This window comes from Staphylococcus kloosii (assembly GCF_003019255.1).
GTDB lineage: Bacteria > Bacillota > Bacilli > Staphylococcales > Staphylococcaceae > Staphylococcus > Staphylococcus kloosii.
Genome location: NZ_CP027846.1, coordinates 1,446,413 through 1,471,661 on the forward strand (window position 1 = coordinate 1,446,413; position 25,249 = coordinate 1,471,661).

The window sequence follows — 25,249 nt, forward strand, 5'->3', positions numbered from 1 at the left end:
TGAATTTTGAGAAAGCGATTTCACTTTAAGGGGGATTTCATAATGAAAGTAGATGTATATAAAGGGGAACAAGGAAATTTCAATCTACCAAATTACGAAGAAGTATATAACAACTTCGATTGGAAAGAGGTAGAGAAAGAATTTTCTTGGTATCAAACTGGCAAAATGAACATGGCACATGAATGTATCGATCGCCATGTTGATGACGGTAAAGGAGATAAAGTCGCTTTATATTATAAAGATGATGAGCGTAAAGAAAGTTATACTTTCAGTGATATGAAAGATTATTCTAATAAGGCGGCTAACGTCCTTAAAGATAAGGCAAATGTAGAAAAAGGTGATAGAGTATTTATTTTTATGCCTAGAACACCTGAATTATATTTTGCCTTTTTAGGTATTTTAAAAATTGGTGCCATTGTTGGACCATTATTTGAAGCATTTATGGAAAAAGCGGTAGGTGATAGATTAGACAACAGTGACGCTAAAGTTATTGTTACAACTAATGATTTATTACCTAGAATTCCACAAGATAAATTACCTAATTTAGAAAAAATTATAGTTGTAGATGACAATGTAGATAGTGACTACGTTGATTTCAATAAAGAAATGGAAACGGCTAGTAATGAATTTGATACTGAATGGTTAAACGAAGATGATGGTTTAATTTTACATTATACTTCAGGTTCAACTGGCCAACCTAAAGGTGTATTACATGTACAAAAAGCTATGTTAGTACATTACATTTCAGGGAAATATGTATTAGATTTAACTGACGATGATGTTTATTGGTGTACAGCAGATCCAGGTTGGGTAACTGGTACTTCTTATGGTGTATTTAGTCCGTGGTTAAATGGTGCGACTAACTGTATCGCAGGTGGACGTTTCTCACCAGAAGCTTGGTATAAAATGATAGATGAATTTAAAGTAACGATTTGGTACACAGCGCCAACAGCATTACGTATGTTAATGAGTGCTGGCGATGACGTTATTAAAAAATATGATTTATCATCACTAAAAAGTATTTTATCAGTAGGTGAACCATTAAACCCAGAAGTAATTAAATGGGCATATGATGTGTTTGGTAAACGTGTATTAGATACTTGGTGGATGACTGAAACTGGTGGCCATATGATCGTAAACTATCCTTCAATGGATGTTAAATTAGGTTCAATGGGTAAACCTCTTCCAGGTGTAGAAGCTTCTATTGTGGATGATCAAGGTAACGAATTACCACCAAATAGAATGGGTAACTTAGCATTGAAAAAAGGTTGGCCTTCAATGATGCATTCAATTTGGAAAAATCCTGAAAAATATGATTCATACTTTATTGGTGATTGGTATGTTTCAGGTGATTCTGCATACAAAGATGAGGATGGATATTTCTGGTTCCAAGGTCGTGTCGATGACGTAATTATGACTGCCGGTGAACGTGTAGGTCCATTCGAAGTAGAATCAAAACTAGTTGAGCATGATGCGGTAGCTGAAGCTGGTGTAATTGGTAAACCTGATTCAGTACGTGGCGAAATTATTAAAGCATTCGTAGCTTTAAAACCTGGCTATGAACCTAGCGATGAGTTAAAAGAAGAAATTCGTGTCTTTGTTAAAGAAGGTTTAGCTGCACATGCTGCGCCTAGAGAAATTGAATTCAAAGACAAACTTCCAAAAACACGTTCAGGTAAAATTATGAGACGTGTACTTAAAGCCTGGGAACTAGATTTACCAGAAGGCGATTTAAGTACGATGGAAGATTAATTATAGAAACTTATGGCTATTGAAGTCGTAACAGAACGCTACCTTATATAGGTAGTGTTCTTTTTTATGTGCTTTAACATATAAAAATATGAATATTCTATGTAAGCGCTACCTAAACCGTCGACAAAGTGAGGGTAGTTCGATAATATAAATATAGAGGACTAACTCTCTAATTTTGTTACTGTTTACTATACCAAACTAAGGGGGATTTTAAGTGGCACATTTATCTGATTTAGAGATTGCAAACAATGCAACATTAAAACCTATTACTGAGATTGCTCAAAAGGTGAATATCGACGAAGATGCACTAGAGCAATATGGAAAATATAAAGCAAAGGTTGATATTAATAAGATCAACAAAAATGAAGAAAAGGGTAAGGTCGTATTAGTGACTGCAATGAGCCCTACGCCTGCTGGTGAAGGTAAATCTACTGTAACTGTTGGCTTAGCTGATGCATTAAATAAATTAAAGAAAAAAGTAATGGTCGCATTAAGAGAACCTGCACTCGGGCCAATATTTGGTATTAAAGGTGGCGCGACTGGCGGTGGTTATGCACAAGTTTTACCTATGGAAGATATTAATTTACATTTCAATGGAGACTTCCATGCCATTACTACGGCAAATAATGCTCTGTCAGCGTTTATAGATAACCACATGCATCATGGGAATGAATTGGAAATTGATCAACGCCGTATTGAATGGAAGCGCGTGTTAGATATGAACGACCGTGCTTTAAGACAAGTGAATGTAGGCCTTGGTGGACCAACACAAGGTATCCCTCGTGAAGATGGTTTTAATATTACTGTAGCTTCAGAAATCATGGCTATTTTATGTTTAGCAACAAGTATTGATGATTTAAGAACTAAAATCAGTAACATTACTATTGGCTATACTCGTTCTCGTAAACCAGTAACAGTAGCTGATCTAAAAGTAGAAGGCGCGTTGGCAATGATTTTAAAAGATGCAATAAAACCAAACCTTGTTCAAACGATTGAAGGCACACCAGCATTAGTACATGGAGGGCCATTCGCAAATATCGCGCATGGTTGTAACTCCGTTTTAGCTACGGAAACTGCGAGAGACTTAGCCGATGTGGTAGTTACTGAGGCAGGTTTTGGTTCTGATTTAGGTGCCGAAAAATTCATGAACATTAAAGCAAGAGAAGCAGGGTTTGAACCTTCTGCAGTTGTAGTAGTTGCGACTATAAGAGCGTTGAAAATGCACGGTGGTGTACCTAAAGATGATTTGAAAGCTGAAAATGTCGAAGCGGTTAAACAAGGTATCGTCAATTTAGAACGTCACGTAGATAATGTGAAAAAGTATGGGGTTGAACCTGTAATAGCCTTAAATGCCTTTATTCACGATACAGATGCTGAAACTGAATTCGTGCAACAATGGGCTAAAGAAAAAGGTGTAAGACTAGCATTAACTGAAGTATGGGAAAAAGGTGGTGCTGGTGGTGAATCATTAGCACAAAATGTATTAGAAGTTATCGATGAACCACAATCATTTAAACATTTATATGAGTTAGATTTACCAATTGAAGAAAAAATCGAGACGATTGTAAAAGAAATATACGGTGGTAAAGGTGTTTCATTTACAAGTAAAGCACAAAAACAATTGGCTTCATTTAAAGAAAATGGATGGGACAAATATCCAGTTTGTATGGCTAAAACACAATATTCTTTCTCAGATGATCAAACACAACTTGGCGCACCAAGTGATTTTGAAATTACAATTCGTGAATTAGAAGCGAAAACAGGTGCAGGCTTTATCGTCGCGCTTACTGGTGCGATAATGACGATGCCAGGATTACCGAAAAAACCAGCTGCACTTAATATGGATGTAACTGAAGATGGACATGCGAAAGGCTTATTCTAAGTAATAGACAATATGTTTTAATATATAAAGCACACAGCTCTGTATTATATAGAGCCGTGTGTTTTTTATTAATTATTTGTTCTTAAGTTAGCTTTAATATTTTCTTTTTCTGCTGTTTTAAATTGTTTATGCGTAATTTTATCTTCTACTAACATACGTCTTAATACATAATGCTGTCGGTTTAAGCCGATAGATAATTGCGCTTGTGTCTTTAAAGAACCATCGGAATTATAAGGCGTATAATAATAGGGGCTTTGTAATAAACCAACTATATATGCAGACTCTGCAACGGTAAGATTATTAGGAGATTTACCAAATAAACTAAACGAAGCGGAGGCTATACCTGTAATATTAGCGCCATTATAATCTCTGCCAAATGGGACTATGTTCAAATAAATATATAAAATTTCTTTTTTGGTAAATAGCTTTTCAGTACGCATCGCTAAAACCAATTCATTAGCCTTACGCGAATAGGTTTTCTTATTTGTTAAAACTTGATTTTTGACTAATTGTTGGGTAATTGTGCTACCGCCAGACGAGATTTGTGTGTTAAAGACATCTTGAAATACTGCTCTTAACAAAGCTTTAGGCAATATACCGTTATGTTTAAAATACAAACTATCTTCCGATGACGTTAGTGCTTTAATCACCGTATTGTTTACGCTTTTAGGTCCAACAATTAAAGTGTTATCCGATTGATCGAAAGCTGTTAAAATATCACGATTGCGATTGTGAAGCGCTTCGCTCCCAGGGAAATCCAACAGTTCAGCTTTTAGTTTTTTATCAGACATATGGGTGGCATCTTTTGTTAGATGACTAAAGTATAATACAGATGCAGCCAACACAATGACGCTAATAGACGCCACAATGACGAATAAAGCTACGAATATATGTTTTATTTTTTTATAAATAACTTCAAATTTAGTTAAAGTATTCATATCGTATTGATCGTTTTCCAACTTTGGCTGCACCTCCTGTCAACGAAATCATTATAACACATTTCGATATTGACTTTTAAAATAGCTTTACTTATAATTATATTCAATTCGATATTATTTTGGATTAAAGGAAAAGTAACTTTAATATTAATTTTCAGAGAAATAGTGGTTGGTGCGAACTATTAATTAAATTAAAGCGAATACACCTTATTAATGTTTTAAACATAATCCAACGTTTAAGTTAATGAACGTATCATTAATAAAGTTGTTAGACTTAGAGTTTGGTGGTACCGTGCGCGAGCGCCCTTACATGTTAATGTAAGGGCGTTTTTTCGTTTATCTACAGATTTCATTTAATACTAAAATAATATCTACAGAAAATAGGAGGTTGATAGTATGACAAGTGCATTATTAGAAGATTTAAAATGGAGAGGCCTTATTTATCAACAAACAGATGAAGAAGGTCTAGAAACATTATTAAATAAAGAGCAAGTTTCTTTATACTGTGGTGCTGACCCAACTGCGGATAGTTTACATATTGGCCACTTATTGCCGATGTTAACATTACGCCGTTTCCAAGAATATGGACATCGTCCAATTGTTTTAATTGGTGGTGGCACAGGCATGGTAGGGGATCCATCAGGTAAATCTGAAGAGCGTGTTTTACAAACCGAAGAACAAGTAGAAAAAAATGTGCAAGGTATTAGCAAACAAATGCATAAACTATTTGAATTTGGAACAGACCAAGGTGCAATTTTAGTAAATAACAAAGATTGGTTAGAACAAATTTCACTTATTAGTTTCTTAAGAGATTATGGTAAACATGTCGGTATTAACTACTTGCTAGGTAAAGATTCTATTCAAACAAGATTAGAAAACGGTATTTCATTTACTGAATTTACTTACACAATTTTACAAGCCATAGATTTCGGACATTTGAACAAAGAACATAATTGTAAATTACAAATTGGTGGTTCAGACCAATGGGGTAATATTACGAGTGGTATCGAATTAATGCGTCGTATGTATGGCGATCGTGAGTCATATGGTCTAACAATCCCATTAGTAGTTAAAGCAGATGGTAAAAAATTTGGTAAATCAGAGGGTGGTTCAGTCTGGTTAGATGCTGATAAAACAAGTCCTTACGAATTTTACCAATTCTGGATTAATACTAAAGACGATGATGTTATTAAATTCTTAAAATACTTTACTTTCTTAAGCAAAGAAGAAATTGATAAGTTACAACAATCTCTAGAAGAAGCACCACACTTACGTGAAGCTCAAAAAGCATTAGCAGAAAATGTAACTGAATTCATTCACGGTAAGGCTGCATTAGAAGATGCGCAACGTATTTCAGCGGCTTTATTTAGTGGCGATTTAAAAGCTTTATCTGCTCAAGAATTAAAAGAAGGGTTTAAAGATGTACCACAAGTTGAGCTTAGTCATGCAACGACTAATATTGTTGAAGCAATTGTTGAAAGTGGTATTTCATCTTCTAAACGCCAAGCACGTGAAGACGTAACAAATGGCGCTATTTATATTAATGGTGAACGTCAACAAGATGTAAATTATGAATTAACAACAGAAGACAAAATTGACAATGCGTTTGCAATTATAAGACGCGGTAAAAAGAAATACTTTATGGTTAACTTTAAATAAAGAGAATAGCCATGACACATTAAAAAGCACAACATTCATACTGTGATACAGTTGAATGTTGTGCTTTTGTTTTGTATGAATGTTATCTACTCGAAGGGATTTGCATGATTGTTATCATCACTCGATTGTGTAGATTTAGATGTTGTTTTAAGTTTTTTTAATGTGACGTTAACTTGTTTTGTTTCGCCTTTACGTTCAATTGTTAGTTTTGCTTGTTCGCCAGGCTTTTTGTGTTGATAAAGATAAGATTTTAAATCTGTATCTTCTTTTACCGTTTTGTTATCAATTTTTGTGATAATATCGCCTTCTTTAAGTCCATTATCACTATCCACCTTGGCAACGTAAACACCATCTTTACGGTTAGTATCTAATTTTGATTTATAATTGTCAGGGATTTCACTTAGATTTAGTAAACCGATACCAATAGATGGTCGCTCAATTTTACCTTTTTCAACAAGCTCTTTAATCGTAACTTTAACTTCATTACTTGGAATGGCGAATCCAATACCCTCAACTTGCTCATTTGCAATTTTCATTGAGTTAATACCCACGAGGTTACCGTTAATATCTACTAGAGCACCACCAGAATTACCAGGGTTAATTGCTGCATCAGTTTGTAAGACATTTACTTTGTTAGCTCCTGCAGCCGTCTGCGTATCAATTGTACGTTCACTTGCTGATATAATACCTGAAGTTACTGAATTAGCAAATTCCAATCCTAATGGATTACCCATTGCAAATACGCTATCTCCAGTTTTTACTTTAGATGAGTTTGCAAATTTTATAGCTTTAGTACCTTCTGTATGATTAATTTTTAACACGGCAATATCTGTTAATGCGTCTTTACCAACTAATTTTGCACTTACTTGTTTGTTGTTATGTAGTTGTACTTTAATATCGCTTGCACCATCAATAACATGATTATTCGTTACGATATATGCAGATTTATCATTTTTCTGATAGATGACGCCTGAACCAACGCCGGCTTCTTGTGATTTCGAAGATTTTCCTTCGAGTAAGTCATTTAAGTTTTGTGCTTTTTGCATATTGATGACTCCGACAATTGAAGGTGACACATCGTTAATCATTTTATTAATTGATGAGTGTTGGTCATTTTTACCATCTAATGTATTGCCACCTTTACTATTAGATGCTTCTTGTACTGACGATCCATTGTGTTCCGAGCCAGTATTGTTAAGCAGTTTACCGATACCTAATACAATCATAGCACCAATAATACCAGCAATTAACGCTACTATAATCGTTTTGAACCAAGGGAATTTTGGTTTGTATCTATGCCGTGGTTGTTCATAGCTATAGCTATTTTGTTCTGAGTTGTTTGATAAATTTGTTTGTTGATTATCTTTATTATATTCTGACATGATTTTCCTCCCAATCTATACGCTATGTTTATATTATATAGTTTTTACAATGTTTTGCTAGTATCTTGCAGTACAACTTTAGTCTGAGTGCTATTTCTTAATTTTCTTGTTTGAGGACGAACTAAATGATAAAATCTATTAGGTAACAAAAGGCTAAAAAAGTAGGTGAACGTATGTATAAAGTAATAAGTTCTATTTTATATTTTATAATAGTAAAAGTAAGTAAATCACTAACTGTACATGGTAAAGAAAATATTCCGCAATTGAATAAATACGTTGCTACATGTACACATGAAAGTTATAACGAAGTCATTATGTTAGGGATGTCTATTTTCCCGACACAAATACATTATATGGCAAAGAAAGAACTGTTTAAAAATAAATTATTTGGGAATTTTTTACTTTCACTAAATGCATTTCCAGTAGATCGTGAAAATCCGGGACCAAGTACTTTAAAAAAACCAATTAAGTTATTAAAAGAAAATAAAACGGTTGGTATTTTCCCTACAGGTCAACGTAGACAACTAACTGAAGATGCACCGCTAAAAAGAGGTGCCGTTACAATTGCAATGATGGGTGGTGCGCCTATTTTACCAGCTGCTTATGTTGGTCCTAAAAATATTTTAGGGTTAATTACAGGACATGCACATATTAAATTTGGTGAACCAATAGAAACTAAAGATTTACCAAAATCTATGAAGAGAAATGAAAAGCTAGAATATTTAACAAAACAATTAGAAAATAGTACACGACAATTACAATTGGAATTAAATGAATCTGTTAATAACAAGTAATAACAATTTTTAAAAGTCCAATTTATATAAATACAATTAATAATACGAATTTTAAAAGAGTTATGTTACTATGTAATTGTACAAAGACGTACTGTAAACAGCGACAACCACGTATATTTTGTATACGTGGTTATTTTTTGAGCAATTATAAAAAGGGGGACTATCTATGTTTAATTTCTTACAACGATTAGGGAGATCGTTGATGTTACCCATTGCTGTACTTCCTGCTGCAGCAATTATTGTTGGGATAGGTAATGCATTAAACGCGTTAAAGTTATGGCCCGTTGTTGCTACATTTTTCATGAATGCAGGGACGAGTATTTTAGACCAACTTGGCGTGTTATTTGCGGTCGGGGTCGCATTAGGTATGGCTAAAAAGAATGATGGTGCAGTTGCGTTAGCCGCTGTTGTAGGATTCTTTTTAACTACCACTGTATTAAGCCCAGAAAAATTGGCACCATTATTAGGTATAAAATCATCAAATGTAAACGAAGCATTTACACATATGGATAATGCTAATGTTTTCGTCGGCATGTTAATTGGTTTAATCGCTGCTTATACTTACAATAAGTTTAGCGATACTGAATTACCAATGGCTTTGTCATTCTTTAGTGGTAAGAGATTAGTACCAATATTAACTGCATTCTTTAGTTTATTTTTAACCGTAGCATTACTCTTTGTCTGGCCGTACGTATATGGTGGTATTGTAGCGTTTGGTAAATGGATTATAGATTTTGGTCCAATTGGTGCTTTCTTATATGGTTTCTTTAATCGTTTGTTAATACCAACAGGACTTCATCACGCTTTAAATTCGGTATTTTGGCTTAACATTGCTGGTGTAGACGACATTGCAAAATTCCAAACAGGACAGGGTGCAGTGAAAGGTGTTACAGGTAGATATATGGCTGGTTTTTTCCCAGTTATGATGTTTGGAATTCCTGCAGCTGCATTAGCAATGTATCATACCGCTGAATCAAAACAGAAAAAACGTGTGTATGGTTTAATGCTAGCAGGTGCAATTTCTGCCTTTTTTGTAGGTGTAACAGAGCCGATTGAATTTGCCTTTATGTTTGTTGCACCAGTATTATTTGTAATTCATGCATTTTTAACAGGTCTATCATTATTTATAGCCGCACTGTTCCATTGGACTGCTGGTTTTACTTTCAGTGCAGGGCTTATTGACTACTTATTGTCACTCATTAATCCAAACGCCAATCATCCGTTGATGTTACTCGTTCAAGGTGTCGCATTCTTTATTATTTATTATGTTGTGTTTAGAATTGCGATTAAAGTATTAAAATTAAATACGCCGGGACGAGGAGACAACTTATTACCAGATCCTGCATCAGAAAACGCAACTACAGGTGATACGCCTGAACAAGGAAAAGCGACTAATAAATATTCACATAGCGCATCAGAAATACTATCTGGTTTAGGTGGTAAAGAAAATATTACATCACTTACAAACTGTGCGACTCGATTACGTATGGAATTAAGTGATAATAGTATTATCGACGAAGCAAAAATTAAAGCAGCTGGAGCCGTTGGTGTTACGAAAAGTGGTAAACATAATACCCAAGTTATTATAGGTACACATGTGCAACAGGTTGCAGATGAAATAGAAAATCAAATGAATAATCAATAACTAATATTTAAAGAGCAAATGTGCAATATTCATTTGCTCTTTTTTACATGAAATTGTAGAATTAGATAGTATCAGAATTTTCTGAATAGGAGAGTGGAAGTAAATGAAGTCGGTATTGTTTGATGTTGATGGTGTCTTTTTAAGTGAGGAAAGATGCTTTGATGTGTCTGCTTTAACTACATATGAAATTTTAATGGACAAGGCTTATCTAGGACTTGATACTAACATTGATTTTCAAAATTTAAACGATAAGGACATACAAAAAATAAGAGACATTGTATTTGACCACGATAAGATTTTAGTTAAGTTAAAATCATTAGGGTTAAATTCAAACTGGGACATGCTATTTATAGTTACAGCATTACATTTTATTGAAGTTTGTAAACAGTTGTCACTATCTCAATTAGAAAAGGTTTTAAACGTAGAAACATTTAGCCAACAAACGTTACAAGAAATTGGTGCAAGTGTGTCTAATACCCAGTTAGATTTTAAAGCCCCTTTAACATTTCTAGCTGACGTAGAACCTGGTAAAGATCATATATATCAAGCACTTATAGCTTATGCTCAAAATGTTTTGAATACTTCTCGTACCGAGTTGTTTGAATTAAAGAGTCCATTTTGGCTATTAACACAAGAAGTGTATCAAGAATGGTATTTAGGCTGTAAATTATTTAAAGAAGTAGAACAAAAAGAAAACAGAGCTACTTTTAAACAAGGCTATATTTACGATGAGGTTGTTTTAAGACCTGTAGATGAAATTAAGCAATTATTAAGCGATTTAAAAGATGCGGGTTATCAAATAGCAATTGCTACGGGTCGCCCAAGAACGGAAACGATTGTACCGTTTGAAACAATAAATATTAAAGAATTATTTGAAGATGAACATATCGTTACTGCAAGCGAAGTATTAATTGCCGAAGACTTATACCCAGAGCTAAAACCTTTAGGAAAGCCCAATCCATTTAGTTATTTAGCTACGTTAGATGGTAATGAACAATCAAACTATAAAAAGTTTGCGACTAACCAAGAGAATCGTGTGAATAAGGACGAGGTGTTTATCGTCGGTGACTCATTGGCAGACTTATTAAGTGCTAAGACGATAGGTGCAACATTTATAGGGCCATTAACTGGATTGAAAGGGCAAGATGCAAGAGCAGAGTTAGAATCTTATGAGGCCGATTACATCGTCGATCATGTCGGTGAAATTAGAAGTATTCTATTATAAATTGAATATCCGTTTAAAAATCATTCAGTATTTTGAATGGTTTTTTTATGTTGTATGCATATAATTTGGCTATTAATAAATTGAAGTAATCAGTTGTTAGTAAAAAAGCATACAGTAAAAATACTGTATGCTTAGCAATTAAATATCGTACTCGTTTTGAGAAGGTACATCTAATTGAACACTTCTGATTAAATGGAAGCCATCTATTTTATATAATGCTTCTATTACTTCTTCAGTCACAGGGTGATCCACAGATAAAATAATTAGTGCATTACCACCTTGGTTGGTACGTCCTAAATGCATAGAAGCGATATTAATATTAAATTCACCAAGAATTTGTCCTGTTTTACCAACGATACCAGGTCTGTCTGTATGATTAACAACTAATTGATTTTTTTCAGGTTTGAAGTCAACAGGGTAGTCGTTAATTCTAACAATTCTAGGACCGTAACCATTTAATACAGTTGCACCGATTTTAATTTGTTTATCTTTATTGATTAACGTTAATTCGATGTAATTACTAAATCCGCCGTTTTTAGCATTTTTCTCAATATTATAAGAAACACCTTGTTCATTTAATAACACAAGTGCATTGATTAGGTTTACGCGCTCTGCTAGGTCTTGACTTAAAACAGCACTTACAAGTGTACGCGTAATTAAACTAGTGTCATCAATGGCTAAATCACCTTCGTATTTTATGTGTAATTCTCTTGGTGCTTTTTGTAATAATTGAATACCGACTTCACCAGTTAATTTACTTAATTCAATATATGGTTTAAGTTCTGCATTGGCATCGTCGAAACTCATCTTAGGTGCATTTACGGCATGTAAGACATTACCATTTTCGAAAATATCGATAATTTCGTTGGCAACAGAAATAGCTACCTTTTCTTGAGCTTCAACTGTTGAAGCTCCGAGGTGAGGTGTTACAATAACTTTTTCATGATTTGCTAATGGAGATTCAGTAGCTGGCTCAGTTTCAAATACATCGATTGCAGCGCTTTGAATCTTGTCATGATTTAATGCATCTAATAGTGCTTCTTCATCGATAATACCACCACGAGCTACATTAATAATTTGTAAGTTTGGCTTAGCTTTACTAAAGAACTCTGCACCAACAATACCTTTTGTTTTAGGCGTAAGTGGTGTATGTACTGTAACAAAGTCAGCTTGTTCAGCAATTTCATCTACGCTAGCACGTGTAACTTCTAATTCTTTAGCTTTGTCTTCAGATAGGTAGGGGTCAAAAGCTAAAATTTTCATGCCAAAGCTTTGTGCTCTTTTGGCAACGCCTAATCCAATACGGCCTGCACCTATAACGCCTAGTGTTTTGTTATATAACTCAGTACCTCTATAAGTTTTACGGTCCCATTTTCCTTCTTGCAATGATTTGTGAGCTTGAGGGATATTTCTTGCCATTGATAAAATCATTGCCATTGAATGTTCGGTAGCAGAAATAGTATTACCATCTGGGGCATTAATAACGATAATACCATTTTTAGTTGCTGCGTCTACATCAATGTTGTCAACACCTACACCTGCACGTGCGATTACTTTTAAATTTGTTGCAGCTTTAATAATGTCTTCAGTTACTTGAGTTTGACTGCGTACTATAAGACCTTCGTAATTTGCTATTTCCTCTATCAATTGAGATTCTGATAAATCTGTATTGTTTGTAACATCAAATTTGGGATGTTCATAAAGACTTGATAAACCTTCTGCAGAAATTGGATCTGATACTAAAATTTTATACATAAGCTTTTACTACCTCCATATATTGACTAATTGCTTTACCTACGTATGACTCTCCACGGTGTTCAGTCAGGATAAGTTCTAAAGCTGATACGACTTGTAAAATATCGAATGGGGAAATTTGTCCCATATGTCCAATTCGTAAAATTTGTCCTTTTAGATGGCCTTGACCTCCGGCGATAGTAATACTGAAACGTTGTTTAAGTTGATTTTTAATATAATCTAATTCTTCTTTATCGTTTGGTACAAAGGCTGTAACAGTAGGTGAAGCAAATTCATCTTCAACTAATAACTCTAAATCTAATGCTTTTAAAGCTGCTCTTAAACCGTCTCTAATTGCATAGTGACGATTAATAACATTATCAAATCCTTCTTCTTTTACTAAGTTAGCATATGCATTAACGCCTCTAAAGAGTGCTACGTTAGGTGTGAAAGGTGTAGAGTTTTCAGCAACCGATTTTAAATATTTATTTAAATCTAAATAAAATCTTGGTGTTGTTACAGTACTAAATCTTTCTTTTGCACGATCATTGTACGCGACAAATGCTAAACCGGGTGGTAACATAATTGCTTTTTGACTACCCGAAACTAAAACATCGATGTTATCTCGTTGCATGTTTGCATCGACAGCACCGATACAACTAACACCGTCAACAACAAAATAAATGTCTTCTTTAAATTGTTTTAATGCTGCTCCAAGTTCACCAACTGGATGAACAACTGCTGTTGATGTTTCACAATATTGACAATATACTGCAGTAACATCACCATTAATTGATTTTAAATAATCTATAAAGTCGGGCACGTTGACTGCTTTACCCCATTCAACTTCGAAAATATGTACGTTATTATAATAAGTTTCGGCAATTTGTTTAAAACGATTACCAAATGCACCAGAAACGATAATGACTATGTGATCATCAGTATTTGCAATATTTAACATACTAGCTTCTAAAGCACTCGTACCACTAGAAGTTAAAACTATTACTTCGTTAGCAGTACCAAATACAGGTTTGATAGCTTGGAACGCCTCTTTAGCAATAGCTTCAAAATCACTAGAACGGTGACCTACCATTGGTTGTTGTGTTGCGTGTAAAATTTCGTCAGGTACAGGTGTTGGACCTGGTGTTAACAATAAAGGATGATAATACTTCATTACTTTTCCCCCCGATACTCAAGATTTTCTTAGTTTAGCAAATTTTCTGACAATATAAAAGTGGAAATCGAATATTAGATAGGAAAACTAGTATTTAATTTCGGTTTTGAAAGGGTTTACATTGTTGTTAAATAGGTCTCTTTAAAATTGAATGAATTTTTTAAAAATTTTTATTGTTTAAGTATATTTGGTTGTATATTTACTTGTACATTGCCACGAATAGAATTAGAAATCATACAATTATTGTCTGCAATTTTTAATAATTTTGGTAATTTTGTTTCTAATTGTTCAGGGTTATCGACTTTGATTTTAGGAAAATGTGTTATAGATTCCATTTTGAATTTACTATTTTCAAAGACAGCTGTACCTATAGATTGTTGATCGATAGTTATATTATTAAAACCTGCGCGTTCTAACACAGCAGCAAGTGAAATAATATAGCAAGAAGAAGCAGCGCTTACTAACAATTCATCAGGGTTCGTACCATGACCATTTCCACCTAATTCTGAAGGGATTGAAATTTGTTCACTAATAACGTCTCCAGCAACTTCGCCAACTGCTTCACGACCACCTTGCCATTTTGTTGTTACTTTAAAATCGTGCTTAACCATAATAATAGCTCCTTTATAAAAATATATGTTATTTTTATTTTAGAGTACACGGTATAAGAAAGAAAGAAGAGAGGCCTGAAAAGTGACGAATAACCAAATTAAAGTTGTAGCTCATAGAGGGCTTTCAATAAAATATCCAGAAAATACATTAATAGCTTATGAGGCTGCCTTACAATTAAATATCGACTATTTAGAAATTGATATACATAAAACGGCAGATAATAAGCTCGTAGTAATTCATGATGATACAGTAGACAGAACGTCAAATGGTACCGGTAAAATAAAAGATTACACGTTGGAACAATTACGTCAATTAGATTATGGTAAATGGAAAGGGGAATCATTTAGTGGACAATCTATTTTACAATTTGAAGATGTTCTAAGACTTGCGACTCAATATAATAAAAGGTTATTAATTGAAATTAAAAAACCCGAACAATATTCAGGGATAGAAGAACTGTTACTTACTCAGTTAAAAGACGCTCGAGTAAAACCATCCAACATTGTTATTCAATCATTTAATATGGAAAGCATAGAGAAAATTAATGCGGCTGGTGCAGATTACAAATTAGGAGTATTAATTAGTGCTAAAAAATATTGGTATCGTCGACCTAATTTTAAAAAGATTGCTCGATTTGCTCATTTTTTAAATCCGAACTATAAATTAGTAACTAAAAAATTTGTAACGCTAGCACATAAATATCAGCTTGAAGTAATGCCTTATACAGTAAATGATAAAACGATACATTCTAAACTATTAAAAACAAATATTGATGGCATTATAACAGATGCACCAGACATTTTTTGTGACTGCTAGTCGGTAATGTCTGATGCATTAATTTAACTATTTAATATGCGATAAATCATTTTCGGATTTATGCCAATCTTTTTTCAATAACCCCATAACATGACAATCACTATAGGAACCTCTAGTATAGAAATGTTCTTTTAGTGTGCCTTCGATTTTAAAGTTGTTACGTTCGTATATATGTACTGCTTTCGAATTGTTAACATCCACAAATAAATATATTTTATTTAAATTTAATACTAGAAACGCGTAGTCAATGGCCATTTTAAATGCGCTTTTGGCATAACCTTTACCACTATATTGTGGATCGATAATAATTTGAATTTCGCAATTACGATGAACGAAATTTATCTCTACAAGTTCTACAACTCCAAAACGAACATTATCCTCTTCAATAATAAAACGGCGTTCAGATTCATCTAAAATATGTTTTTTATATAAGGTTTGTAATTCGCTCAGTGATTGGTAGGGTTCTTCAAACCAATATGACATTATAGAATATTCATTGTTTAAATGATGAACAAACTGCAAATCGGTTTCTTCTAATGCTCTAATTATCATTTTTAACACTCCTTTACTCTAAGCATACTCAATAAATCTCAATATGTAAAAAGCCGAGAAAATCTAATAAAGATTTTCTCGGCTTTCGTGTTGAATTTATTATCTTGAGTAGTACTCAACGATAAGTTGTTCATTAATTTCAGCAGGTAATTCACTACGTTCTGGAACGCGGATATATTTACCTTGTAAGTTATCAGCGTCAAATTCTAAGTAATCTGGTACAAAGTTATTGATTTCAACTGACTCAGCAATGATGTTTAAGTTTTGTGATTTTTCACGGATAGAGATAGTTTGACCTGGTTTTAAAGTGTAAGATGGGATATCAACACGGTTACCATCAACTTCAACGTGACCATGTCCAACTAATTGACGTGCTTGACGACGAGTACGAGCTAAACCTAATGAATAAACAACTGCGTCTAAACGAGCAGCTAATAATTGCATGAAGTTTTCACCGTGTACACCGTGTTGCTTAGCAGCAGCGTCGAATGTGTTACGGAATTGTCTTTCAGTAATTCCATATAAATAACGTAATTTTTGTTTCTCACGTAATTGTAAACCATATTCTGATAATTTTTTACGTTGGTTAGGACCGTGTTGTCCTGGTGCGTAAGGGCGTTTTTCTAATTCTTTACCTGTGCCACTTAAAGAGATACCTAAGCGACGAGATTTTTTCCAATTTGAACCTCTAAATCGAGCCATAATAAGACTCCTCCTTCTTTTTTGTAGTTATGAAAAAACAAAAAAGAGTGTTGTATGCTTATTTAGATATATTGTTTTATGTATCTTCACCTCATAGCTATGGTTACACGATACGTCCACGTTGGGAACAACATAGAGCCAAATAATATACAACTGCTAATTTCGTTTATTCACACAAAGTACATTGTACCAGTTTATTACAAAGTGTCAATACAAAATATTGACTAACGGTTTACTTATTATTTAATTGGCTTTCAATAATTGTAACAACTTGTTCTAATTGTTGCTTATCGTTATCATCAAAGCGATTAAGAATAGGGGCATCGATGTCTAAAACACCAATAACTTTGTTGTTAACATGAATTGGTACAACGATTTCAGATTTACTGTTGGCATCGCACGCAATATGACCAGGAAATGCATTTACGTCAGCAACAACTTGAGTTTCGTCTTGTTCAACTGCAGTTCCGCAAACGCCATTACCTATTGCTATGTGTACACATGCAGGGTGGCCTTGGAAAGGTCCGAGAATAAGTTCGTTATTTTCTATTAAATAAAATCCTACCCAATTGATTTGATCTAGATTATCATTTAACAAAGCAGAACTATTGCTTAAAATAGCAATGAGGTTTGATTCATCTTCTATTAAAGCAGTTAATTGCTTTTGTAACATACTATAGTTGGTTGTTTTTATTTCAGTCATAATAGGGAACCTCACTTTACATATAATGATTAATATAGTCACAAATAGTATATTATATACTAGAATGATTCAAGCAGTTAAACTCAAAATGTATGGTCAAAACTCACTTTTGCAATAAATATAAAATATTCTGTAGATTTCATCTATTTTCTATTTTAATGAATGGGTAACTTACGTTATAATTAAAAATGATAAAATAGGAGGAGAAAATATATGGTACTATATATTATTTTAGCAATTATTGTCATTATACTGATTGTTGTCGGTATATTGTTTTATATGCGCTCAAATAAGAGTCGCGTTGTTGAACAAGCTGAAGAAAGAAGATTAAAGGTTGAAGAGCTACCTTATGAAGAAAGCTTGTCTAAATTAACAGAATTAAAATTCGCTGGCGAAACGAAAGATACATACGATAATTATAAAAAACAAGCGAACGACAGCCATGAACAATATTTAGCACCAGTTGATGAAAAACTTCATAATGCTGAAAGTCTTTTAGAGAAATTTAAATTTTCTCAAGCTCAAAATGAAGTTGATGAATCACATGAATTAATGGATCAGTATGAAGAACAGTATAAGAGAACTGATCAAGAAATCGATGAAATCGTAGAACAACATAAATATAGTCACAGACTATATGAAGAATGTAAAAATGATTATCGTGAAATGAAAAGAGATGTTCTTGCAAACCGTCACCAATTTGGCGAAGCTGCAGGTCCTTTAGAAAATGAAATTGAATCTTTCGAACCTGAAATTAAAACATATGAGTCTCTAAAAGAAGAGGGAAATTACAAACAAGCGCATGAACATATCAAAACATTAAATGAAGATATGAATTATCTTAAAAAAGACATGGCTGAAATTCCAGACTTAATTAGAGAGGCTCAAAAAGAATTACCGGGTCAATTCCAAGACTTAAAATACGGATGTCGTGATTTGAAAGTCGAAGGTTATGACTTAGATCATGTGAAAATCGATAGTACATTACAAACATTGAAAACTGAATTAAGTTTTGTTGAACCTTTAATAAGTAAATTGGAACTTGATGAGGCAAATGATAAATTAGTAAATATAAATGATCGTTTAGATGAAATGTATGATTTAATCGAACATGAAGTAAAATCTAAAAACAATGTTGAAGAAACGAAAGAAATTATTACAGATAATTTATTTAAAGCGAAAGACATGAACTATACGTTACAAACTGAAATCGAATATGTAAGAGAAAATTATTACATTAACGAAACTGACGTTCAAAATGTTAGACAGTTTGAAAATGAGATTCAAAACCTTATCGCCGTATACGATGATATTTTACGCGAAACTTCAAAATCAGCTGTTCGATATAGTGAAGTAGAAGATAACTTAAAATACATTGAAAAACACGTTGATGTAATTAACGAGAAACAAGAAAAATTACAAAACCATCTTATTCAGTTACGTGAAGATGAAGCTGAAGCAGAAGATAATATTTTACGTGTACAAGGTAAGAAAGAAGAAGTTTATCGTCGCTTATTAGCTTCTAATTTACCAAGTGTTCCGGAACGATTTATTATCATGAAAAATGAAATTGATAATGAAGTTCGCGAAGTGAATAAAAAATTCAGTGTTCGTCCAATTCATGTTAAACATTTAAAAGATAAAGTATCTAAAGTTGTTTTACAGATGAATAAGTTTGAAGACGAAGCTAATGACGTCTTAGTAAACGCTGTTCATGCTGAAAAATTAATTCAATATGGCAACCGTTATAGAAAAGACAACACTAATGTTGATAAGAGCTTAAATGAAGCGGAACGTTTATTTAAAAATAATAGATATAAACGTGCCATAGAAATTGCTGAACAAGCTTTAGAAAGCGTTGAACCAGGAATTGCTAAACAAATTGAAGATCAAGTTGCGCAAGAACACGCTTGATAAGCAATAAACTTAACTAAAAGACACGAATCGAAAACTTCGATTTCGTGTCTTTTAATTTTTTCAAAAAATAGTATAATGCTCTAGTAGACTTTTTATATAGGAATAACAAGATTAAAATATAACATTCAATGAAGAATTATATATTTTTTAATAGATATGAATAATAAATATTAAGGGAGTGAACAAGGTGATTTACCTCGATAATGCTGCTACAACTAAGCCAGATCAAGACGTGTTGGATACTTTTTTAAAGGTGAATCAAACATTATATTTTAATCCCAGTAGCCCCCATAAAGCGGGCGTACAAGCAGAACAGCTTTTAGTACAAGCTAAACAACAAATTAATACGTTGTTAAATTTAAATAATAAATACGATATCGTATTTACTAGTGGTGCAACTGAATCTAATAATATTGCGCTTCAAGGCATAGCTAAAAAGAAAAAAGCGTTCGCTCCTGAAATTATCACTTCTGTATTAGAACATCCATCTGTATTAGAAGTAGTACGTGCGCTAGGCAATCAAGGCTTTGAAATTAAATTTGTCGATATTACTTCAGACGGAAAAATAGATTTAGAACATTTAAAAAGTTTAATGTCTGATAAAGTAGGACTAGTGACATGTATGCACGTTAATAATATTATGGGTCAAATTCAGCCAATTGCTGAAATCGGACGTATCGTTAAAGCGTATCCTAAAGCGCATTTTCACGTTGATGCAGTTCAAGCTATAGGGAAAGTTCCATTGGAATTCGAAGGCGTACATAGTTTAAGTATGAGTGGGCATAAATTTAATGGCTTGAAAGGGCAAGGTATATTGCTTGTCGAAAATGTGCATCAAATAGAACCGATAATGCAAGGTGGCGGACAAGAATTAGGTGTTAGAAGCGGTACGATAAATTTACCCATCAATATAAGCATAGTTAAAGCTATTAAATATGCTGTTCAAAATCAAGCGCAGTTACATGAACAGTTAACTGCTTTAAATAATGAGTTGAGAACGTTTATAGGAGAGTATAAAGGTGTTTATATCAATTCCCCACATGATGCAGCACCCCATATATTAAATCTTGCATTTCCCGGTGTTAAAGGAGAAGTGTTAGTAAATGCTTTTTCAAAAGACGAGGTAATGTTATCGACTACAAGCGCATGTGCCTCAAAAAAAGCTGAACTCAATGAAGTCCTTTTAGGTATGGGAATTGCTAAAAGAAATATTGAAGGTAGTATTCGACTGTCGTTTGGAGCAAATACAACATCTGAAGATATTGGTCAGTTTAAAGAAACATTTATAAAAGTTTATGAAGAAGTTAAGGAGTTGTTAAAATGACTTATGATCATTTATTAGTTAGATATGGCGAATTGACGCTCAAAGGCGCTAACCGAAAAATGTTTGTTAATCAATTACGAACAAATGTACAGAAATCACTGAAGCCGTTTAACGATATAAAAATAAAAGCAAATAGAGATAGAATGTATATTGAATTAGGTGATACAGCCGATATAGATGGTATAATAGAACGCTTGTCTAAAATATTTGGTATTTATTCTATAAGCCCTGTTATGAAAGTAGAAAAGACCGTAGAAGCAGTTGAACAACAAGCAAGTATCTTTGCTAGCAATTATCGTAAGGGAGATACATTTAAAATAGATGTTAAAAGAGCAGATAAAAATTTCCCGCTTGATACTTATGAACTACAACGTCAAGTTGGCGGAGCCGTTTTAAGAAATAATGAGCAAATTAGTGTAAACGTAAAGCAACCAGATCATGAAATTAAAGTAGAAGTTAGAATAGATGCTATCTATATTTATGATCTAACGGTTGAAGGTGCAGGTGGGCTACCAGTAGGCACAGGGGGCAAGACATTATTAATGCTTTCTGGCGGGATCGATTCTCCAGTTGCTGCTATGGAAGTAATGCGACGTGGTGTAACAATAGAAGCAATCCATTTCCACAGTCCACCATTTACGAGTGAAAAAGCAAAAGATAAAGTGATTGAACTGACTCGCATATTATCTCAGCATGTAGGTCCAATTAAATTACACATTGTGCCTTTTACAGAATTACAAAAACAAATTAATAAAGTCGTACACGAACGATATACGATGACATCTACACGTCGTATGATGATGCAAGTTGCCGATAAATTAGTTCATAAAATCGGTGCACATGCAATCGTTAATGGTGAAAATTTAGGACAAGTTGCAAGTCAAACACTTAAAAGTATGTATGCAATCAATCATGTCACTTCAACACCAGTATTACGTCCACTCTTAACTTTAGATAAAGAAGAGATTGTGAAGAAAGCCAAAAATATTGGCACGTTTGATGTTTCAATTCAACCATATGAAGATTGTTGTACAATTTTTACACCTAAAAACCCTGTTACAGAACCTGATTTTGAAAAAGTCGTAAAATATGAAAGTGTCTTTGATTTTGAAGAAATGATAGATAACGCTGTAGCGAATATTGAAACACTGACAATAACTAAAGATTATCAAAGTGACAAAGAAGCGGAAACTAGCGCGATAATTGAAGACTTATTTTAACCTTAATACACATATATAATAGACAAAGGGGACGACAACTATGGATTGGGATATATCAATTATATTAATTGTCATAGCGTTAGGATTTTTAGCGGCATTTATCGATGCAGTGGTAGGTGGGGGTGGATTAATTTCTATTCCGACTTTATTAGCTATAGGCTTACCACCTTCAATTGCATTAGGTACGAATAAATTAGCAAGCGTATTCGGTACAATGACGAGTGCCATTAGATTTATTAGAGCAAGAAAAGTCGATTTAGCATTAGTTGGAAAATTATTGCCATTTGTCTTTATCTTCTCGATAATCGGTTCGAGTCTGGCAACATTTTTACCGGCAGACTTATTAAAACCAATAGTTATCGTCATACTAACTATCGTGCTGATATATACTTTGATTCGTAAAGATTGGGGCAGTATTCGCACATTTAATAAATTAACGATAGCTAAAGCGATTTTGTTTACCTCTTTAATTAGCATCATTGGTTTTTATGATGGCTTTTTAGGTGGTGGAACGGGTTCGTTCTTACTATTTATTTTATTAATGTTTGGTTTTGATTTTTTAAGTGCTGCCGGGAACGCAAAGGTATTAAATTTTGGATCGAATTTAGGCGCGCTATTATTATTTATTTGTTTAGGGCATGTAGATTACTTTATTGGTATTATCATGGCTTTAAGCATGATAGCAGGTTCATATGTAGGGGCAATGTTTGCTATAAATAAAGGCGTAGGATACGTAAAAGTATTATTCGTTGTCGTCACGGCTGTTTTGATTTTAAAAAATGCGTACGATTATATAGCTCAAACATTTTAATTCAATATAAAATAAAAGAACTTATTTTTATAATAAGTTCTTTTTTTACACTATATTTTAGTATATTGTTTGATATAGTAAGAATATGTAAACAAAGAAACAACAAATCTTAATTTTGGGGTGTATCTTAATGTCTAAAAAAAGAGTGATTGCCATCATTTTAGCTGTAGTTGTTATATTAGGTGGTATTACTGTAAGTTCAATAAGTGCTATCGTTAGTTCCTTTATTTCAAATAGTAGTTCTAGTAGTGGTGATCCGTTTACAGAAAAAACGGAACAACAAGGAAGTTCATCAAAACGAATCGCTCATTTAACACTAAATGGTGAAATTTCAGATGAATCAGACGGTGGTTTATTTGGCGGGAGTGGTTATGATCACGATGCATTTATGAAACAATTAGAAAATGTCAAAAAAGACAAATCTGTAAAAGGTGTCTTATTAACGATTAACTCTCCCGGCGGTGGCACATATCCTAGTGATGAAATTTACAACAAGATTAAACAAATTAAGAAAAAGGGTAAAAAAGTTTATGTACATATGGAAAGTTTAGCTGCATCTGGCGGTTATTATGTTTCTGCCCCTGCGGATAAAATTTATGCAGGACCACAGTCTATGGTTGGCTCAATAGGTGTCATCATGTCTAATGTTGATTATTCTGGTTTACAGAAAAAACTAGGCGTTAAAGAAAATGTTATTAAATCAGGTGCACATAAAGATATCTTGAGCAGTTCTCGTCCTATGACAAGCGATGAAAAAAATATTTTACAATCAATGTTAAACGATAGCTTTGATCGTTTCGTCAATATTGTTAAAGATGGACGTCACATGTCTGAGAAAAAAGTAAGGAAATTAGCAGACGGCCGTGTATACAGTGCGCAACAGGCAAAAGAAAATGGCTTAATTGATAATATTGGTTACCAAAATGAAGCAATATCAGCATTGAAAAAAGATATTCATGCTAAAAACGCGGAAGTCTTTGAGTATAGTGATAGTGGTAATATTTTCTCTACTATATTCAGTGCTAAATCAACTGTTAAACAGTTTAGAAGTGATATAAAAGATATTAAATCTGTTATTACTAATGACTCTAAAGCTAAACCAATGTATTTATACGAAGGGTAGGTGGTTAAATTGACTACACAAATTGAAACTAACGGCACTCAAGAAAGAAATGATATACAATCTACCTCCAATGAAGCTGTATCCGAAGCATTAATACATGAACAAATGGTCAAATCAATATATGCAGGCTTTGGCATACGTTTCTGGAGCTTCCTCATTGATTTACTCGTCATATTTGGCGTACACAGTTTAATTTTAAAGCCTATTTATCATTTTACTAAGATAGATGATATAAAAATTTGGATAAATTATTTTAGTGTTGGCCACATACTAGATGCAATTGTGTTTTATTTATATTTTGTATTGCTCACTCGTTTCTTCCAACAAACTTTAGGGAAAATGATATGCAATATAAGGGTAGAACGTGAGGATCGACAGACTTTGACATGGTCAGACATCCTTTTTAGAGAATGGATTGGTCGCATTGTCTGTGGTGTTTTCGGTAATATATTGTATCTAGTAACAATTTTCACAAAAAAACACAAAGGCATACATGATTATTTCGCAGAAACCGTCGTAATTAAAAATAAATTCGAAAAATTATTTTATTTGAAATAATTTTTATGCAAGGTCAAGTTATAACTGTTTATTTCTCGTAAATAAACAGTTATAATTTTATCATAAGCTAGATAACAAGGAGGAACCTTAAATGACACAAATTACATTTAAGCAAGAGCCAATTACATTAGTTGGTGAACAAGTTAAAGTAGGACAAACGGCACCAGACTTTTCAGTTTTAGATAATGGTCTTAATGAAGTTACATTAGCGAACTATGAAGGTCAAAAGAAATTAATAAGTGTTGTTCCATCAATAGATACTGGTGTTTGTGATCAACAAACACGTAAATTTAATGAAGAAGCTGCACAAGAAGATGGTGTTGTATTAACTATATCTGCAGATTTACCATTTGCTCAAAAAAGATGGTGTGCAGCTAACGGATTAGACAACGTATTAACATTAAGTGACCATAAAGATTTATCATTTGGTAAAAATTACGGTGTTGTTATGGAAGAATTACGTTTATTAGCTCGTTCAGTATTCGTATTGGACCAAAATAACAAAGTTGTATATTCTGAAATTGTTTCAGAAGGTACAGACTTCCCAGATTTCGATAGTGCTTTAGAAGCATACCGTAATATTTAATTAATTTTGTTTTTATAAATTACTTATTAAACAGTTTTATTGACATTACAAACTATACTGTCCATAATTATTTGGTAATCTAAGATAACGTAGTATCTTTAGACAAAAATTATGGGCAGTTTTTTTAGAAAGGACTATTT

General features: G+C 33.2%; 22 protein-coding genes. 14 read left to right on the top strand and 8 right to left on the bottom strand.

Features of this window, described 5'->3' with window-relative positions; translation table 11 throughout:
- Nucleotides 1-42: 42 nt before the first annotated feature.
- The gene (gene acsA, locus C7J89_RS07255) at nucleotides 43-1,752 is read left to right on the top strand and encodes an acetate--CoA ligase (RefSeq protein WP_061854422.1); all 1,710 of its coding nucleotides are present in this window, start codon (nucleotides 43-45) and stop codon (nucleotides 1,750-1,752) included.
- A 214-nt stretch (nucleotides 1,753-1,966) separates the two neighbouring features.
- The gene (locus tag C7J89_RS07260) at nucleotides 1,967-3,634 is read left to right on the top strand and encodes a formate--tetrahydrofolate ligase (RefSeq protein ID WP_103295512.1); all 1,668 of its coding nucleotides are present in this window, start codon (nucleotides 1,967-1,969) and stop codon (nucleotides 3,632-3,634) included.
- A 68-nt stretch (nucleotides 3,635-3,702) separates the two neighbouring features.
- On the opposite strand, the gene C7J89_RS07265 is transcribed toward C7J89_RS07260, so the two are convergent.
- The gene (locus C7J89_RS07265) at nucleotides 3,703-4,572 is read right to left on the bottom strand and encodes a biosynthetic peptidoglycan transglycosylase (RefSeq protein WP_103295526.1); all 870 of its coding nucleotides are present in this window, start codon (nucleotides 4,570-4,572) and stop codon (nucleotides 3,703-3,705) included.
- Between the two features lie 396 nt (nucleotides 4,573-4,968).
- Between C7J89_RS07265 and tyrS the strand changes: the two genes are divergently transcribed.
- Nucleotides 4,969-6,231, top strand: coding sequence for a tyrosine--tRNA ligase (gene tyrS, locus C7J89_RS07270; RefSeq protein WP_103295513.1), 1,263 nt, complete (start codon nucleotides 4,969-4,971; stop codon nucleotides 6,229-6,231).
- A gap of 86 nt (nucleotides 6,232-6,317) precedes the next feature.
- On the opposite strand, the gene C7J89_RS07275 is transcribed toward tyrS, so the two are convergent.
- Nucleotides 6,318-7,613 (bottom strand): S1C family serine protease, encoded by a 1,296-nt coding sequence (locus C7J89_RS07275; RefSeq protein WP_103295514.1) that lies wholly within the window; start codon nucleotides 7,611-7,613, stop codon nucleotides 6,318-6,320.
- A 173-nt stretch (nucleotides 7,614-7,786) separates the two neighbouring features.
- Between C7J89_RS07275 and C7J89_RS07280 the strand changes: the two genes are divergently transcribed.
- The 3 genes from C7J89_RS07280 to C7J89_RS07290 all read left to right on the top strand — a co-directional run bounded on the left by C7J89_RS07280 (nucleotide 7,787) and on the right by C7J89_RS07290 (nucleotide 11,277).
- A complete protein-coding gene (locus tag C7J89_RS07280) occupies nucleotides 7,787-8,407 on the top strand; it encodes a lysophospholipid acyltransferase family protein (RefSeq protein ID WP_061854426.1) in 621 nt (206 codons plus the stop codon).
- A gap of 166 nt (nucleotides 8,408-8,573) precedes the next feature.
- Nucleotides 8,574-10,052, top strand: coding sequence for an N-acetylglucosamine-specific PTS transporter subunit IIBC (nagE, locus tag C7J89_RS07285; protein WP_103295515.1), 1,479 nt, complete (start codon nucleotides 8,574-8,576; stop codon nucleotides 10,050-10,052).
- A gap of 103 nt (nucleotides 10,053-10,155) precedes the next feature.
- Nucleotides 10,156-11,277, top strand: a complete 1,122-nt coding sequence (locus C7J89_RS07290; protein ID WP_103295516.1) for an HAD family hydrolase — start codon at nucleotides 10,156-10,158, stop codon at nucleotides 11,275-11,277.
- A 138-nt stretch (nucleotides 11,278-11,415) separates the two neighbouring features.
- Here the strand turns inward: C7J89_RS07290 and serA are convergent, their stop codons facing one another.
- From serA to C7J89_RS07305, 3 genes are all read right to left on the bottom strand, one after another.
- Nucleotides 11,416-13,032, bottom strand: coding sequence for a phosphoglycerate dehydrogenase (serA, locus tag C7J89_RS07295; RefSeq protein WP_103295517.1), 1,617 nt, complete (start codon nucleotides 13,030-13,032; stop codon nucleotides 11,416-11,418).
- Nucleotides 13,025-14,185, bottom strand: a complete 1,161-nt coding sequence (locus C7J89_RS07300) for a pyridoxal-phosphate-dependent aminotransferase family protein (protein WP_103295518.1) — start codon at nucleotides 14,183-14,185, stop codon at nucleotides 13,025-13,027. The genes serA and C7J89_RS07300 overlap by 8 nt, the downstream gene beginning before the upstream one ends.
- Nucleotides 14,186-14,355: 170 nt before the next feature.
- A complete protein-coding gene (locus C7J89_RS07305; protein WP_103295519.1) occupies nucleotides 14,356-14,796 on the bottom strand; it encodes an SACOL1771 family peroxiredoxin in 441 nt (146 codons plus the stop codon).
- Between the two features lie 82 nt (nucleotides 14,797-14,878).
- Between C7J89_RS07305 and C7J89_RS07310 the strand changes: the two genes are divergently transcribed.
- Entirely contained in the window at nucleotides 14,879-15,613 is a 735-nt protein-coding gene (locus tag C7J89_RS07310) for a glycerophosphodiester phosphodiesterase (RefSeq protein ID WP_103295520.1), read from the top strand.
- A 27-nt stretch (nucleotides 15,614-15,640) separates the two neighbouring features.
- Here the strand turns inward: C7J89_RS07310 and C7J89_RS07315 are convergent, their stop codons facing one another.
- From C7J89_RS07315 to C7J89_RS07330, 3 genes are all read right to left on the bottom strand, one after another.
- Entirely contained in the window at nucleotides 15,641-16,165 is a 525-nt protein-coding gene (locus C7J89_RS07315) for a GNAT family N-acetyltransferase (RefSeq protein ID WP_103295521.1), read from the bottom strand.
- A gap of 99 nt (nucleotides 16,166-16,264) precedes the next feature.
- Nucleotides 16,265-16,867, bottom strand: a complete 603-nt coding sequence (rpsD, locus tag C7J89_RS07320) for a 30S ribosomal protein S4 (RefSeq protein WP_103295522.1) — start codon at nucleotides 16,865-16,867, stop codon at nucleotides 16,265-16,267.
- A gap of 232 nt (nucleotides 16,868-17,099) precedes the next feature.
- Nucleotides 17,100-17,570 carry a GAF domain-containing protein gene (locus C7J89_RS07330; protein ID WP_103295524.1) on the bottom strand — a complete coding sequence of 157 codons (471 nt, stop codon included), beginning with the start codon at nucleotides 17,568-17,570 and terminating at the stop codon, nucleotides 17,100-17,102.
- A gap of 213 nt (nucleotides 17,571-17,783) precedes the next feature.
- On the opposite strand from C7J89_RS07330, the gene ezrA reads away from it, so the two are divergent.
- The 7 genes from ezrA to tpx all read left to right on the top strand — a co-directional run bounded on the left by ezrA (nucleotide 17,784) and on the right by tpx (nucleotide 25,109).
- Nucleotides 17,784-19,484 (top strand): septation ring formation regulator EzrA, encoded by a 1,701-nt coding sequence (ezrA, locus tag C7J89_RS07335; RefSeq protein WP_103295525.1) that lies wholly within the window; start codon nucleotides 17,784-17,786, stop codon nucleotides 19,482-19,484.
- A 190-nt stretch (nucleotides 19,485-19,674) separates the two neighbouring features.
- A complete protein-coding gene (locus C7J89_RS07340; RefSeq protein ID WP_103294666.1) occupies nucleotides 19,675-20,811 on the top strand; it encodes a cysteine desulfurase family protein in 1,137 nt (378 codons plus the stop codon).
- Nucleotides 20,808-22,031 carry a tRNA uracil 4-sulfurtransferase ThiI gene (gene thiI / locus C7J89_RS07345; RefSeq protein WP_103294667.1) on the top strand — a complete coding sequence of 408 codons (1,224 nt, stop codon included), beginning with the start codon at nucleotides 20,808-20,810 and terminating at the stop codon, nucleotides 22,029-22,031. The genes C7J89_RS07340 and thiI overlap by 4 nt, the downstream gene beginning before the upstream one ends.
- A 40-nt stretch (nucleotides 22,032-22,071) precedes the next feature.
- Nucleotides 22,072-22,842, top strand: a complete 771-nt coding sequence (locus C7J89_RS07350) for a TSUP family transporter (protein ID WP_103294668.1) — start codon at nucleotides 22,072-22,074, stop codon at nucleotides 22,840-22,842.
- Between the two features lie 130 nt (nucleotides 22,843-22,972).
- Nucleotides 22,973-23,965, top strand: coding sequence for a signal peptide peptidase SppA (gene sppA, locus C7J89_RS07355; RefSeq protein WP_103294669.1), 993 nt, complete (start codon nucleotides 22,973-22,975; stop codon nucleotides 23,963-23,965).
- A 54-nt stretch (nucleotides 23,966-24,019) separates the two neighbouring features.
- Complete coding sequence (locus C7J89_RS07360) at nucleotides 24,020-24,523, top strand: RDD family protein (protein ID WP_232136069.1); 504 nt, start codon at nucleotides 24,020-24,022, stop codon at nucleotides 24,521-24,523.
- A gap of 91 nt (nucleotides 24,524-24,614) precedes the next feature.
- On the top strand, nucleotides 24,615-25,109 hold the full coding sequence (gene tpx / locus C7J89_RS07365) for a thiol peroxidase (protein ID WP_103294670.1): 495 nt from the start codon (nucleotides 24,615-24,617) through the stop codon (nucleotides 25,107-25,109).
- The last annotated feature ends 140 nt before the right edge of the window (nucleotides 25,110-25,249 follow it).